9 protein-coding genes and 1 pseudogene are annotated in these 14,278 nt (G+C 60.3%); 8 read left to right on the forward strand and 2 right to left on the reverse strand.

Going from position 1 to position 14,278, the window contains the following annotated elements; all coding sequences use genetic code 11:
• Positions 1-69: 69 nt before the first annotated feature.
• Both IPK70_05095 and IPK70_05100 read right to left on the reverse strand, forming a co-directional pair.
• Positions 70-687, reverse strand: coding sequence for a fibronectin type III domain-containing protein (locus IPK70_05095; protein ID MBK8226533.1), 618 nt, complete (start codon positions 685-687; stop codon positions 70-72).
• Between the two features lie 182 nt (positions 688-869).
• Positions 870-1,268 carry a hypothetical protein gene (locus IPK70_05100; GenBank protein MBK8226534.1) on the reverse strand — a complete coding sequence of 133 codons (399 nt, stop codon included), beginning with the start codon at positions 1,266-1,268 and terminating at the stop codon, positions 870-872.
• A 112-nt stretch (positions 1,269-1,380) separates the two neighbouring features.
• Here IPK70_05100 and IPK70_05105 point away from each other — a divergent pair, with 112 nt between their 5' ends.
• The 8 genes and pseudogenes from IPK70_05105 to IPK70_05140 all read left to right on the forward strand — a co-directional run bounded on the left by IPK70_05105 (position 1,381) and on the right by IPK70_05140 (position 14,261).
• Positions 1,381-1,743, forward strand: coding sequence for a hypothetical protein (locus IPK70_05105; GenBank protein ID MBK8226535.1), 363 nt, complete (start codon positions 1,381-1,383; stop codon positions 1,741-1,743).
• Between the two features lie 108 nt (positions 1,744-1,851).
• Complete coding sequence (locus tag IPK70_05110) at positions 1,852-3,543, forward strand: patatin-like phospholipase family protein (protein MBK8226536.1); 1,692 nt, start codon at positions 1,852-1,854, stop codon at positions 3,541-3,543.
• A 79-nt stretch (positions 3,544-3,622) separates the two neighbouring features.
• Positions 3,623-4,660, forward strand: a pseudogene (locus IPK70_05115) (SAM-dependent DNA methyltransferase).
• A 175-nt stretch (positions 4,661-4,835) separates the two neighbouring features.
• Positions 4,836-7,994, forward strand: a complete 3,159-nt coding sequence (locus IPK70_05120; GenBank protein MBK8226537.1) for a site-specific DNA-methyltransferase — start codon at positions 4,836-4,838, stop codon at positions 7,992-7,994.
• On the forward strand, positions 7,991-10,990 hold the full coding sequence (locus IPK70_05125) for a DEAD/DEAH box helicase family protein (GenBank protein MBK8226538.1): 3,000 nt from the start codon (positions 7,991-7,993) through the stop codon (positions 10,988-10,990). Before IPK70_05120 ends, IPK70_05125 begins: the two co-directional genes overlap by 4 nt.
• Before the next feature lie 381 nt (positions 10,991-11,371).
• A complete protein-coding gene (locus tag IPK70_05130; protein MBK8226539.1) occupies positions 11,372-12,193 on the forward strand; it encodes a hypothetical protein in 822 nt (273 codons plus the stop codon).
• Complete coding sequence (locus IPK70_05135) at positions 12,190-13,950, forward strand: hypothetical protein (protein MBK8226540.1); 1,761 nt, start codon at positions 12,190-12,192, stop codon at positions 13,948-13,950. The genes IPK70_05130 and IPK70_05135 overlap by 4 nt, the downstream gene beginning before the upstream one ends.
• A complete protein-coding gene (locus IPK70_05140) occupies positions 13,950-14,261 on the forward strand; it encodes a M48 family metallopeptidase (protein MBK8226541.1) in 312 nt (103 codons plus the stop codon). The genes IPK70_05135 and IPK70_05140 overlap by 1 nt, the downstream gene beginning before the upstream one ends.
• The last annotated feature ends 17 nt before the right edge of the window (positions 14,262-14,278 follow it).

Genomic DNA, 14,278 nt, shown 5'->3' on the forward strand with positions numbered 1-14,278 from the left:
CCGCCCCAGCGCGGCGGCGCCAGGGCGGATGTCCTTCGGAGAGTAGGTGTCCAGTAGTCGGCCGTACGCTTACGCGGCCATGGCGCGGCAGGGCTCGCTCTTGCTGCTTTCGCCAGCGGCGCCCAGGGCGGTCACGGCGAAGAAGTAGAAGGTGCCCGGCTCCAGGCTGTCCGCGTTGAAGCGGCTCTTGCTGGTGGCGCCGATGAGCTGCCAGTTGAAGGGCTCGGACGTGGTGCTCATGAACACGTGGTGCATGTCGGCACCGGCCTCACGCTTCCAGTGCAGGGCCACGCGGCCGCTGCGGTTGGTGAGACGGGCACCCAGGTTCTGCGGCGGGTTCAGCTCGCCCACGGGTGTGCCGCGCTTCACCACTTCGAACTTGCTCAGGAGGATCTTGTCCTCATCGCCGCCCGAAGCGTTCTGCACGTACCAGGCCCACGCTTTGATCGCCGCGCGCAGCACTTTCTCGGCGGTGCGCTTCGCCTGGTGGTCACCCTTGCCACCGTTGGCCTCCACCGTCGCATTGGCCGCCGCCAAGTCGTCGATGTAGCCTTGCATCGTTGCCGCTGTGGGCACCGGTGCGGGGTACAGCGCAGCGTTGGCCACGACACCGTCGTGGATACCCTGCGCCTTAGCTACGAGCCCCGTAGCGGGGAGGTGGCTTACACCCATTTTTACTGTAGCCATCTGGCTGTTGGTGTTATGGGACCGAGGTCCCGGTTATGGCCCCTTGTACAAGAGGCCCCGGCGCGGTGTGACGGCAGAGGCATGGGGAAACTTCCCCGTTTTGATGTGCTGCTTCACCGAGCAGCCGTCGCGCCATGGAACTTGGCCCGGGTGCAAGCTTGAATGCACGCGTTACCTCGTGCTCATGTCGGGCAACTCAGCCAACAAGTTGGGCGACAACCCTGAAATGTTGGAGAACAATTCCAAGATGTCGGGCAACAATCCTGATTTGTTGGAGAACAATTCGAAGATGTCGGACAACAATCCTGATTTGTTGGAGAACAATTCGAAGATGTCGGACAACAACCCTGAATTGTTGGGCAACAATTCCAAGATGTCGGGCAACAATCCTGAAATGTTGGGCAACAATTCCAAAATGTCGGGCAACAAACCTGAAATGTTGGAGAACGAATCCAAAATGTTGGGGAACAAAACCAAAATGTCGGACAACAATCCTGAACTGTTGGAGAACAAATCCAAAATGTTGGGGAACAAAACCAAGATGTCGGACAACAATCCTGAAATGTTGGAGAACAATTCACTGTGGTCGGGCAGCATCACCAGCAACTTGGGCAAGAGTCGCTCGGCCCCTGCGGCACTTGCCGCCCGCGTAACCGCACTGCTGAATGGCGAATCCGCCTACTTTCATCCGCGATGGAGCGAACGCTGAATAGGGGAGAGGAGCAACTGCTGGAGCTGCTGCACGGGCACCCTGGCCCCCTAGGCAACGGCAAGGCGCGTGAGCAGCTCGGTTGGGACGAAGACACCTATAACATGGCCAAGGAGGGCCTCATTGCCCAGGGCCTTGTGGCCTTTGGCCGAGGGCGTGGGGGGAGCATCCGGTTGGTGGAGCCGAATGGCCCCGCCTCCGCTCCAGCTCCGGCAGGCAGGCGCGCAGCAGAACGGCCATTCAGCCAGGAGGCCCTTAGGCCTGAGGCTCAAAAGCCGAAAGCATCGGGCCAAGAGCACAAGCAGCCCACAGCCTCCGAATCCTCCACCGAAGAGCCCATCGAATAGCAGCGCAAGACCGCCGCCTTGCCGGCCACCGGCCACACGGCCACCACCGCCTTCACCAGCTGCCATACCTGCATCGTCCATTGATCCACCATCATTCCCGAACCACCAATGCCCGCACCCGAACCCTTCCGCATAGGCCTTTGCATGGCGGGCGCCGTGAGCGCCGGGGCCTACACCGCTGGTGTCATGGACTACCTGTTGGAAGCGCTCGAAGAGTGGGAGCGGCGCAAGCGCGAGGACCCCGCCAACACGCCCGCTCACCAGGTGGAGATCCCCGTGATTGGCGGTGCATCGGCCGGGGGCATGACGAGCATCATCACCGCCGCGGCCTTGCACGGTGCGTTGCAGCCGGTGCGCTGGAAGGAGGGCGACGACATCCTGGCGCCCCGGCCGGGCAACAGGCTCTACCACAGTTGGGTGGACCTCACCGCCGAGGACATGTTCCCCCTGCTGCTCGACACCGCCGACATCGAGAAGGACCGCACCCGATCGCTGCTCAACGCCACCTTCATCGATGCCATCGCCGCGCGCGCGGTGAAGGTGGATGCACCCTGGACGCAGCGCCCCTACATCGCCGAACGCCTCAAGCTCTTCACCACCCTCACCAACCTGGCGGGCTTGCGCTTCGACATCACCTTCAACACCAGCAGCACCAAGGGCAGCTCCTACTACATCAGCGCGCACAACGATTACGCCTGCTTCGAGCTCAACACCACCGACGCAGAGTACGGCGGGCACGGATGGATCCCCCTCGACTTCCCTTCCGGCCTTAACACCGCCCTCGCACGCGATGCCGCCATGGCCACCGGCGCCTTCCCCGTGGGACTGCGCGCCCGCAGGATCACCCGCGACGCCAAGCATGTGAACGACATGGACTGGCTGAAGGAGGTGACCTCCGTGCAGCCGTTGAAGGACGGGCCGTACTCCACCATCAATGTCGATGGCGGACTCATCAACAACGAGCCCTTCGAACGCGTGCGCGCCGTGCTCAACGGCATCACCGGCGAAGGCCGTGAGGTGGACGGCACCGGCTACAAGGACTTCGACCTCTACAGCCGCACGCGCAGCACGGTGCTCATGATCGATCCCTTCCCCAGCTCCCTGGAGCAGTTCGAGGACGGTGAACTCGTGACCAAGGTGATGGCCAACACGCTGGGCGCCATGATGGGCCAGTTGCGCACCAAGCCCGCCGCACTGGCCGAGGCCATGCACAGCGACAAGGCCGGCCAATACCTGGTGGCCCCCAGCCGCAAGCTGCCCGCAGAAGCCACCCGCCACGATCCCGAAATGGTGTACGGCTCCGACGCCATCGCCTGCGGCACGCTGGGCGGCTTCGGTGGTTTCCTGCACAAGGAGTTCCGCGTGCACGACTTCTTCCTGGGTCGCGCCAATTGCGAGAAGTTCCTGCGCGACCAGTTCACCATCCGCGAGAGCGCCATGAATCCGCTCATCGAGCAAGGCTATGCGCACATCGCCGACCGCAAGGCGTACCGCTCGCGCACCGATGCCCAGCCGGGCCTGCAGATCATTCCCATCTTCACCCCGGAGGCCCCCCGCATGCCCATGCCCGTCTTCGCCTGCGGCACCAATTGGCCCATGCGACAGGAGGGAGACATCGACCGCTTCCGCAAGCCGATCAAACAACGCGTGGATGCCGTGATCACCGACCAGGTGCGCGCCAAGGGCATGCAAAGCGCCCTGCTCTGGATCGGCCGCCGCGTGCTGCTCAACGGCAAAGTGGCCGATGCCGTGATCGGCAAGATGAAGACCTCCTTGCAGAAGAGCCGGTTGCTGCAATGAACGCGGGCCGCACCAGGCAAGCTCAGGTGGTACCGGGCGTAGGGCGGAGGGAGGCACAGGGCAGCTATCTTGAGCCACAATGAGCACGACACCGACCTTGAAGAAACGCGGCCGCCCACCCAAGGCCAAAGGCCCAAAGGCCCCCAAGCCCTCGCCCAACAAGAGCCTCGAAACCTGGATCTGGGATGCCGCCTGCTCCATCCGCGGGGCCAAGGATGCGCCCAAGTACAAGGACTACATCCTGCCGCTCATCTTCACCAAGCGGCTGTGCGACGTGTTCGACGATGAGCTGGACCGCATCGCAGCCGAGGTGGGCTCGCGGGAGAAAGCCTTCCGGCTGGTGAAGGCCGACAAGAAGCTCGTGCGCTTCTACCTGCCCCTGCAACCGGCCGACCCCGAGCAGCCCGTGTGGAGCGTGATCCGCACCCTAAGCGACAAGATCGGCGAGCAGCTCACCACCCACCTGCGCGAGGTGGCCAAGGCCAACCCGCTGCTGCAGGGCATCATCGACCGCGTGGACTTCAACGCCACCACCCACGGGCAGCGCGACCTGGCGGACGACCGCCTCAGCAACCTCATCGAGGCCATCAGCACCAAGCGCCTTGGCCTCAACGATGTGGAGGCCGACATCATCGGCAAGAGCTACGAATACCTCATCCGCAAGTTCGCCGAGGGCGGCGGGCAGAGCGCGGGCGAGTTCTACACCCCCGGCGAGGTGGGCGAGGTGATGGCCCGCGTGCTGGAGTGCGAACCCGGCATGGAGATCTACGACCCCTGCTGCGGCAGCGGCGGCCTGCTGGTAAAGTGCGAGAGCGCCCTGGACCACCGCATGCGCGCTGCAGACAATACGCAGTACGCACCGCTCCAGCTCTTCGGGCAGGAATACGTGGCCGAGACCTGGGCCATGGCCAACATGAACATGATCATCCATGACATCGGGCCGATCGAGGTCGGCGACACCTTAAAGAACCCCAAGTTCCGCGAACGCGGGCGGCTGAAGACCTTCGAGTTCGTGGTCCCCATGTGGAACCAGGACTGGTTCACCGAGGCGGACTATGCCAACGACGAGCTGGACCGCTTCCCCAACGGCGCGGGCTTCCCCGGCAAAGCCAGTGCGGTGGTTGTTGGGGCGTGCCCCGCCTCAAATGCAGGCGGGTCGGGCTTTCCCCTCCAAGTCCTCGGCCGGATTACCGGCCACCGGGCTTTCCGGTACAATCCCTCACGCGAAATGCGGGATCACGTTCCTTACACCAAGTTTCTTTAGGCGAATTGAGCTGCCGTATTACACGACCATGAGCCAACCATTGGATTTGAAACCAGACGAACAAGCCCTCTACAACCTGCTGCCTGAGGGCGGTGGTGCGCTCGGCAACGGCAAGCTCCGCGAAACCCTCGGCTGGGACGAAGTCCGCTACACCGCCGCCAAGGAAGGGCTGCTCAACAGCAAGCTTGTCGCAGCAGGGCGCGGGCGCGGCGGTTCGCTCTACCGCGTGGTGCAAAGCGACCTGGAACTGAAGAGCCCCGAGCCGAAGGCCGTGAAAGAGAAAAAGCCCAAGGCCGAAAAGCGCACCAACAGGGGCGACGACAACGAAGGCGACGCCGCCATCCTCAGCTACCGCCACGACCAGCGGCGCGTGAACAACCCCGAGGTGGGCATGGTAAGCCCGGAGAGCGACCCGGACGACCCCAAGACCAAGTACGCATACGACCCGCACCTCGACCCTGCTCTCCAGTTCGATAGCAGCGCCAACCGCGCGCGCATCGAAACGATCATTGACGATGCACTAGCGAGCAAGGACGAGAAGGTGATGCGCGCCGCGTTGGAAGAACTGCGCCGCCTGCAAGCGCCCTACCTGCAATGGACCGGCAAGGCCGAGCGCACAAGCTTCGAGGTGGATACCGTGAGCCTGCACGTTCACGAGCGCATCGACCCGGCGAGCATCCTCAGTGCGGTGCGCAAACGCATGGAGGACGACAATCAGGGCAAAGGCCGCCAAGGCGATCTCTTCGCAGCGCCCTTTGAGCAACTGCCCTTGCGGGAGGCCATCGACTTCTATAAGCACGACAAGGGCTGGAGCAACCGCCTCGTGCTGGGCGATAGCCTGCTGGTGATGAACAGCCTGCTCCAGAAGGAGAGCATGGCTGGACAAGTGCAGATGGTCATGATCGACCCACCCTACGGCATTAAGTACAAGAGCAATTTCCAGCCCTTCGTCAACAAACGTGACGTACCGGATTCAGATAAGGATGAAGACTTGACTCTCGAGCCGGAGATGATCAAAGCCTTCAGGGATACATGGGAACTTGGCATTCACAGTTATCTCGCTTACCTGCGCGATCGTCTTCTGTTGGCGAAGGATCTGCTTCACGAGCGCGGAAGTGTGTTTGTGCAGATCTCAGATGAGAACCTTCATCATGTCAGGGAACTCATGGATGAGGTCTTCGGTCCAGAGAACTTCGTCGCGATCATACCATTTCGAACCAAGCTCATGCCGTTCGGATCCAACACCATCGAACAGATGTTCGATTTCATGGTATGGTATGCCAAGGACATTAGCGATGTGAAAGTGAATCACCTTTTCAATACAAGGGACAAGCCCGAAGCCATTGTTGGACATGAGCGGCCCTATACCGTGCAGAACATGATTCCGGCCCAGTATCGCCAGGGTCAAGCATTCGATGCCGACTTCCAAGGGGAGGTATTTCCGCCGTCTACGAACGGTAGTTGGTCCACTACTGAGACAGGAATGAAACGAATGATCAAGACTGGTCGCGTCTTGCGGTCTGGGGGGTCAATCGGATTCCGAGCCTATCATGATGACTATCCGGTAACGCGGATTACTGCGATGTGGGCTGACACAGGTCCAGCATTTGGTCGCCGCTATGCGGTGCAGACTTCCGAGCGCACAATGGAGCGTTGCATGTTGATGACCACGGAGCCAAGCGATATCGTTCTGGACATCACTTGCGGCTCTGGTACCACCGCCTACGTTGCCGAGCAATGGGGGCGGCGTTGGATTACCTGCGATACAAGTCGCATAGCGATCACGCTGGCGAAGCAGCGCATGCTAACCGAAAGCTTTGACTACTATGCTCTGAAGCATCCTCATGAAGGGCTGAAGGGCGGCTTCATCTACAAGACGGTACCGCACGTAACGTTGAAGAGCATCGCTAACAACCCAGAAATCGATGAGATCTACGAGCGCATGCACCCTGCCGTGCTCGCGGCCTTGGAGAAATTGAACGCTGCGCTGCGCAAAGCACCGCCTGCTGCGTTCAAAGTGATGGAGGGCGGCCGCAAGGGCAAGGCCATCGACTTCAAAAAAGGCGGCACAGAGAAGCTGCCCAACGGCGTAGAGGCCCCGGCCGGTGCGTTGCTGGAATGGGAAGTGCCCTTCGTCTTTCCGGAGCCGTGGCCATCCGCTGCGCACGAATCCTTCGATGCCTTCCACGTGGCGCGGTTCGCACTGCAGAAGGAGATGGACCTCAGCATCAGCGCGCACGCCGATCAGGAAACCCTGTTCGACCAACCAGAACCTGACAAGAAGAAGCTGCGAATCAGCGGCCCCTTCAGCGTTGAGGCGGTGCCCACACCCACCGTCCTGAGCCTGGACGATGCACAACAACCGGCCGAGGCAGATACGACTATTGCACGCAGCGGCGAGAGCGCGCGCCAACACCAATGGCGCGATGAATTGCAAAAGACCGGCATACGCGGCAAGAACGGGCAGATGATCCGCTTCGCGGAACTGAGCACCATGAGCGGCACTGTCTACATCCACTGCATCGGCACGCTTGCTGATACCGGCGAACATGTGGCCGTGTGCTTTGGCCCAGCGCATGCCAGCTTGGAGCAGCGGGCGGTGGCGCACGCCATCAACGAGGCCACTATGTTGGTACCCAAGCCGCGCTACGTGGTCTTCGCGGCATTCGTCTTCGACCCCGAGGCCGCAAAGGACATCGACGAAACCAAGTGGCCTGGCGTAACTCTGCTAAAGGCGCAGATGAACACTGATCTGCTCACTGACGACCTGAAAAAAGCGCGCAGCAGCAACCAGAGTTTCTGGCTGGTGGGCCAGCCCCAAGTGGAGTTGCGAAAGCTGCCCGATGGCCGCTACGAACTGGAGGTGCTCGGCTACGACTACTTCGACACCAAGGACGGCGAGCACATCCATGGCGGCACCAAGAAGGTGGCAATGTGGCTTCTTGATACCGACTATGATGACCGCTCGCTCTATCCGCGCCAAGTCTTTTTCCCCATGGCGGGCAGCAAGGATGGCTGGATGAAGTTGAAGAAGACCATCCGCGCCGAATTGAATGAGGAATTACTGGAGCAGTACCACGGCACGGTGAGCTTACCCTTCGAACCAGGGCCTAACCGCAAGGTGGCGGTGAAGGTGGTGGACGACCGTGGTATCGAAAGCCTGCGTATCCTACCCATCGAGGCATGAGCGCACCAGCCAGCCTCATCATCAACCGCGCGCACCAGGAACCCACCCGGCACTGGTCGCAAGCCAGCGACGGCACATTGAAGCTGGTGGACCACCGCCGTGATGCGGGCTACGAGATCTTCGATGTGCGCGCCAACACGCGCCGCGTGGAGCCCTTACCGTTGGTGAACGCCATCCGCGAACGCGTGGCGCAATGGCGCGCCAGCGGATACGAAGGCACCACCATCGTAAGCCGTCAACTGCTGGAGCACTGGCACGATACCACCGCGCGGCAGCATCCGTTCTATTTCTGCCAGCTGGAGGCCATCGAAACGCTCATCTGGTGGGTGGAGGCGTTGCCCAATTACAAGCAAGGAATCCACGTGCCCGGTGATGGCGGCGAGTGGCAACGCCTGTGTAACAAGATGGCCACCGGCAGCGGTAAGACCACCTTGATGGGCATGGTGATCGTGTGGCAAACGCTCAACGCGCTCACCTACCCCAAGCGCAACAAGGATTTCAGCCGGGCCATTTTCGTGGTGGCACCGGGCCTTACGGTGAAGGAACGCTTGCGCACGCTGTACCCCGGCGATCCGGCCAACGTGTATGACGAGTTCCGCATCTGCCCCAACGAATCATTGCGCCAGAAGCTGAACCAAGTGGAACTGCTGGTGGAGAACTGGCACACGCTGATGCCCCTGAAGCAGACCGAGCGCAGCGTGGTGAAGAAGGGCAAGGAGAGCGACGAAGCTTATACCCGTCGCGTGCTGGGAAAATTGGCGCAGTACAAGGACCTGGTGGTGATCAACGACGAGGCGCACCACGCCTACCGCGTACCCGCCGAAAGCAAGGTGAGCAAGAAGGAAGCAGAAGAGCACGGCATCGACTTGGAAGAGGCCACGCGCTGGATCGAAGGGCTTGACCGCATCCACAAGACGCGGCGCGTGCAGCGCTGCTTCGACCTGAGCGCAACACCCTTCGCGCCCACCGGCAAGAAGGCAACCGAAGCAGGGCTCTTCGGTTGGGTGGTCAGCGATTTCGGCCTAAACGACGCCATTGAATCGGGCTTGGTGAAAACACCGCGCGTGGTGATCCGCGATGATGCATTGCCCGATGCGAAGACCTACCGCAGCCGCCTCTACCACATCTACCGCGATGCCGAAGTACAGAATGACTTGAGTCGCCGAGGCGCTGAGCCGCACGAGCCGCTGCCGCAATTGGTACAGACAGCCTACACACTTCTCGGTGCCGATTGGCGCGAAGCCTACAAGGCCTGGAAAGAAGCCGGGCATACCTCGCCGCCCGTGATGCTCACCGTGTGCAACAAGGTGGAGACATCGGCGCGTATCGAGCACTACTTCAACAAAGGCGATGCGCATTGGCCCGAGCTGCATGCGCCCGGCCGCACCTTGCGGGTGGACAGTCGCGTGCTGGAGAAAGCCGAGCGCGGCGAAACCGCAACAGCGGACAAAGACTACGAGAAGCGCCTGAAAGCGATCGTGGATGCTGCTGCTATCCCGGACACGAAGAAGGAGCAACTGAAGGAACTGAAGAAGGAAGAACTGCTGCGCGCACTGGTGGACAACGTCGGCAAGCGCGGCCAAGGCGGGCAGGACTTGCAGAACGTGATCAGCGTGGCCATGCTGAGCGAAGGCTGGGACGCGAAGAACGTGACGCATATCATGGGCTTGCGGGCCTTCACGAGCCAGTTACTCTGCGAGCAGGTAATTGGTCGTGGTCTGCGTCGGGTGGGCTACGACAAGGATGACGAAGGCTACTACAAGGCAGAGTATGTGAACATCTTCGGCGTGCCTCTAAGCATCTTCCAGGACATGAGCGAGGCGGGTGATGCACCGCCGCCGCCGAAGCCCAGCACGCAGATCGAAGCGATGCCCGAACGCAACGCGCTGGAAATCCGCTGGCCCAACGTGGTGCGCATCGACACCATCATCCGACCCGAACTGGTGGTGGACTGGTCGAAGGTGGCCTCCCTGCAACTTGATCCTTCACGTACGGCGATCATCGCTGAATTGGCCCCCGCCGTGGGCGGTGCCACGGATATGAGCAAGGTGAAGGAGATTGATCTGGAAAAGATCCCGGAAGGCTTCCGTCAACAGCATCTGGTCTTCAAAGCTGCACGCAAAGCATACGATGACGCACGCGAACGCTTCAAGGGCCAGCGCGAATTCCTCGTGGTGCAGCTGATCCGCATCGTGGAGCAATTCCTCGACGGCCCCAAGCTGGTGATCCCGACGCTCTTCCACCAGAAGCCGCACCACAAGCGCATCCTCATCGCACTGAACTTGGACCTTATCGTGCAGCACCTCATGCGGCATGTGAACGAACAGAATAGCGAGCGCATCGAACCTGTATTCGATGAAGAGTTTCCTATCGGGAGCACGCGCTCCATGCGCACGTGGTACACCACCAAGCATGCACCGCCCACAACGCGCTCGCAGATCAGCCATGCCGTAGCCGACAGTACGTGGGAGCAATACACCATGGACACGTTGGAGAGCAAGCGCACCGATGGCATCGTACAGTCGTACGCCAAGAATGACCACCTCGGCTTCCAAGTCCAATACCTCTTCAACGGCTCACGCCGCCGCTACATCCCGGACTACCTCGTGCGCTTCACCAACGGCAAAACGCTGGTGCTGGAGATCAAAGGCCAGGACAGCGAACAGAACCGCGCCAAGCGCGCCGCACTGGACCTATGGGTGAAGGCCGTGAATACCAAAGGCGGTTTCGGAACGTGGTGTTGGGACGTGGCCCTACGTCCGGAGCAGGTGTGGGATGTGGTGATGAAGCATGGGGGTTTGAGCACTGCCAAGTACAAAGAACATGATGTTGTTATGGTGTCGCAGGATGTTGAAGTTGAAGGTCATCGCTTGCGAGCGGGGTTGAGCGGCACTGTTGTCGCGGTCTATGGCGGCGGCAAGGCGTACGCAGTTGAGTTCACAGACCTGGCCAACGGGATGGATGTTGTTACGATGGAGCCCAGTATGCTCAAGTAGTGTAGAGATGGAATACTTGCAAGCGATTGATAGCGCTCGTGTGGAGGAGACCAAGGTGCTGGACTACCTGCTCGCCCTTGACCATCCGGTTGGGGGCCCTAAGGCCAGGTTCTTCTTGAACCGTGGCTTCAGTCGTGAGAAATGGGGATCATTCGCAGCTGCCCTATTAACTCACGCTCGTGCCAACCGCATAGCCAATTCTCGAACCGATACGTGGGGTACGCGGTTTACAGTCGATTGCAGCATTGTCACTCCTGATGACACCAATCCCTGCATTCGGGTGGTATGGCAAGTAACACCGGAAGATCCAGCACCCCGGTTGATCACTGCGCATCCGGTTGGTCAAATCAAGAATGATGTGGATTCACTAAAGCACTACTTATGAGCAAACTGAAAGTCACGTTCGATAGCAACACTTGGCAACAGGTCGCTTCTCCGGTCGATTATGTCGGGAAGCCCTTCCACGCTGAATTTGTTACCATTCGAAAGGCGTTAGACGATGGTAGGTTAGAGGCATATCTCTCCGAAACCATATTCACGCTTGAGGCCATCGAGAAGACGGATCGCAAGGCCTTCTTTGGAACAAGCAAGCTCAGATCATCATCTACTGAGGAGGTCGTTGGTGACACTGTCAAGATCAATCTCACTCTGGCACGAGATACGGCAGGTGATCCACGCAATACCGGCCTATTGAAGAAGTACTTTAAGGATGCATCTGCCGCAGGCTTTAAGATTCTTCGTTTCCCGCGTAATGCTGGCGTGTCGAATGCCGATGTTGAAGAGTTCACGGTCAGGCTGTCGGGTGACGCTTTAGCCGCTTATCATGATAAGCTCTTCAAGGTGGGAAGGCGCGTTGAAGATTTGAAGGCAGGCGTTTTCCATGCAAAGCAGATCGCTGAAGCTCATTCGCCGGGCTCAGGACTCACCGGCTTAGGCGCCGCGCCGGATTCTGAGAACAAGAAAATCGCGAAGGCCGTAGCTGAATGGGCTGATGGAGATTCGGTCGCTTCGCACATTGCAATTGGCGGTGACTACTTCTGCACGCTGGATCAGGCTAAGGGTGCCGGTGCAAAATCAGTGATGAGCGCAGCGAACTTAGCGGTGTTGAGTGCGGAGTTTGGCCTCAAGACCATCACTCCAGCGGCTCTAGCCCTATTACTCTCTGCGCCTTCCCCATCAACGTCCGTCGGTGTAGGATCATGACGGGCGCGTATGTCTTCGGGTTCAGCCAGTACCTGCGCGATGCGCTGCCCAACGCCAGCTACCTGGGCTTCACCGGCACACCCATCGACAAGACCGCTTACGGGCGCGGCACCTTCAAGACCTTCGGCGGCGAGGACGACAAGGGCTACCTGCACAAGTACAGCATCGCCGACAGCATCGCCGACGGCACCACCCTGCCGCTGTACTACAACATGGCGCCGAACGAGCTGCTGGTGCCGCACGAAACGCTGGACAAGGAGTTCCTGAGCCTGGCCGATGCCGAGGGGCTGGCGGACATCGAGCACCTGAACAAGGTGCTGGACCGCGCCGTGAACCTGAAGAACTTCCTGAAGGGCAAGGAGCGCATCCCCAAGGTGGCCGAGTTCGTGGCCAAGCACTACACTGAGAACGTGGAGCCGCTCGGCTACAAGGCCTTCCTCGTGGGCGTGGACCGCGAGGCCTGCGCGCTATACAAGCACGCGCTGGACCAATTCCTGCCGCCCGAATACAGCGCCGTGGTGTATACCGGCAACAACAACGACACGGCCGCGCTGAAGGAGTTCCACATGGAGGAGAAGAAGGAGCGGCAGATCCGCAAGGCCTTCACCAAGTTGAACGAGTACCCCAAGATCCTCATCGTCACCGAGAAGCTCCTCACCGGTTTCGACGCGCCCGTGCTCTACGCCATGTACCTGGACAAGCCCATGCGCGACCACACCCTGCTGCAGGCCATCGCGCGGGTGAACCGTCCGTACGAGAACGAGCAGGCTGAGATGGTGAAACCCCACGGCTTCGTGCTGGACTTCGTAGGCATCTTCGACAAGCTCGAGAAAGCCCTGGCCTTCGACAGCGACGAGATCAACGCCATCGTGAAGGACATCGCCCTGCTGAAGGGCCTGTTCAAGAACAAGATGGAGCAGAAGGTGCCGGGCTACCTCGCCCTCATCACCAAGACCTTCAACGACAAGGACGTCGACACGCTGATCGAGCACTTCCGCGACCCCGAGCGCCGCAAGGAGTTCTTCAAGGAGTACAAGGAGGTGGAGATGCTCTACGAGATCATCAGCCCCGATGCCTTCCTGCGCCCCTACATCGAACCCTACGCCACGCTGAGCGCCATCTACGACGTAGTGCGCAAGGCCTACACCAAGCGCGTGGAGGTGGACCGCGACTTCCAGCGCAAGACCAATGCGCTGGTGCAGGACCACGTAGGCACCTACAACGTGAACGCGCCCCTGGAGCTGGTGGAGATCAACGAGCGCACCATCGAGCTGATCAAGCAAAAGCTCGGCGGCGACGGCACCAAGGTGATCAACCTGATCAAGAGCATCGAGAAGAAGGCCGAGGACGAAAGCGACGACCCCTTCCTGATCGCCATTGCCGAACGCGCCAAGGCCGTTCAGGAGAGCTTCGAGAACCGCCAGGCCGGCACCAAGGAGGCCTTGGACGAGCTCCTGAGCCTGGTGCAACAGAACGAGGACCGCAAGCGGGAGCAGGCCGAGAAAGGCTTCGACGGCCTCACCTACTTCGTGTACCGCACCCTGCTGGATGCGAAGGTGAACGACGCGGAAGCGGTGAGCCGGAAGATCAAGACCGCCTTCGTGGCCTTCCCGCATTGGAAGACGAGCGAGAAGGAACTGCGCGAGCTACGCGCCAAGGTGACTTTCGCGATATTCGCTCAGGTGGATGACGAGATGACGGTGGTGCGGTTGGTGGATGAGTTGTTCACGTTGTTGGAGAAAGCCGACCGCATCTGATGGACGCCAAGGCCAAATTCAAACAACGCGTCCGCGACTGGTCGGAGAAGATCGGTGTGGAGGTGGTGTGGCTGGGCATCCGTCCCATGCGCCGCAAGTGGGCGAGCTGCTCTACTAACGGGCACCTGAACTTCAACGATGAACTCCTTTCTCTGCCCCCTCGCTTACAGGACTACGTGATCGTCCACGAGCTGCTGCACCTGCGCGTGCCCAACCACGGCAAGCTGTGGAAGAGCTTGATGCGAGGGTATTTGGGGGAGTGGGAGGAGATGAAAGAAGAACTTAGCGCAATGGAACTCGAACTTGCGTGAGCTAGAAATCAGCTTCA

It is taken from the genome of Flavobacteriales bacterium, from assembly GCA_016712535.1.
Lineage (GTDB): Bacteria > Bacteroidota > Bacteroidia > Flavobacteriales_F > PHOS-HE28 > PHOS-HE28.

What these genes read in the sequence shown, in the direction of transcription:
- IPK70_05095 (MBK8226533.1), bottom strand. Translation starts at nt 687, where the DNA reads ATGGCTACAGTAAAAATGGGTGTAAGCCACCTCCCCGCTACGGGGCTC.
- IPK70_05105 (MBK8226535.1), top strand. Translation starts at nt 1,381, where the DNA reads ATGGAGCGAACGCTGAATAGGGGAGAGGAGCAACTGCTGGAGCTGCTG.
- IPK70_05110 (MBK8226536.1), top strand. Translation starts at nt 1,852, where the DNA reads ATGCCCGCACCCGAACCCTTCCGCATAGGCCTTTGCATGGCGGGCGCC.
- IPK70_05120 (MBK8226537.1), top strand. Translation starts at nt 4,836, where the DNA reads ATGAGCCAACCATTGGATTTGAAACCAGACGAACAAGCCCTCTACAAC.
- IPK70_05125 (MBK8226538.1), top strand. Translation starts at nt 7,991, where the DNA reads ATGAGCGCACCAGCCAGCCTCATCATCAACCGCGCGCACCAGGAACCC.
- IPK70_05130 (MBK8226539.1), top strand. Translation starts at nt 11,372, where the DNA reads ATGAGCAAACTGAAAGTCACGTTCGATAGCAACACTTGGCAACAGGTC.
- IPK70_05135 (MBK8226540.1), top strand. Translation starts at nt 12,190, where the DNA reads ATGACGGGCGCGTATGTCTTCGGGTTCAGCCAGTACCTGCGCGATGCG.
- IPK70_05140 (MBK8226541.1), top strand. Translation starts at nt 13,950, where the DNA reads ATGGACGCCAAGGCCAAATTCAAACAACGCGTCCGCGACTGGTCGGAG.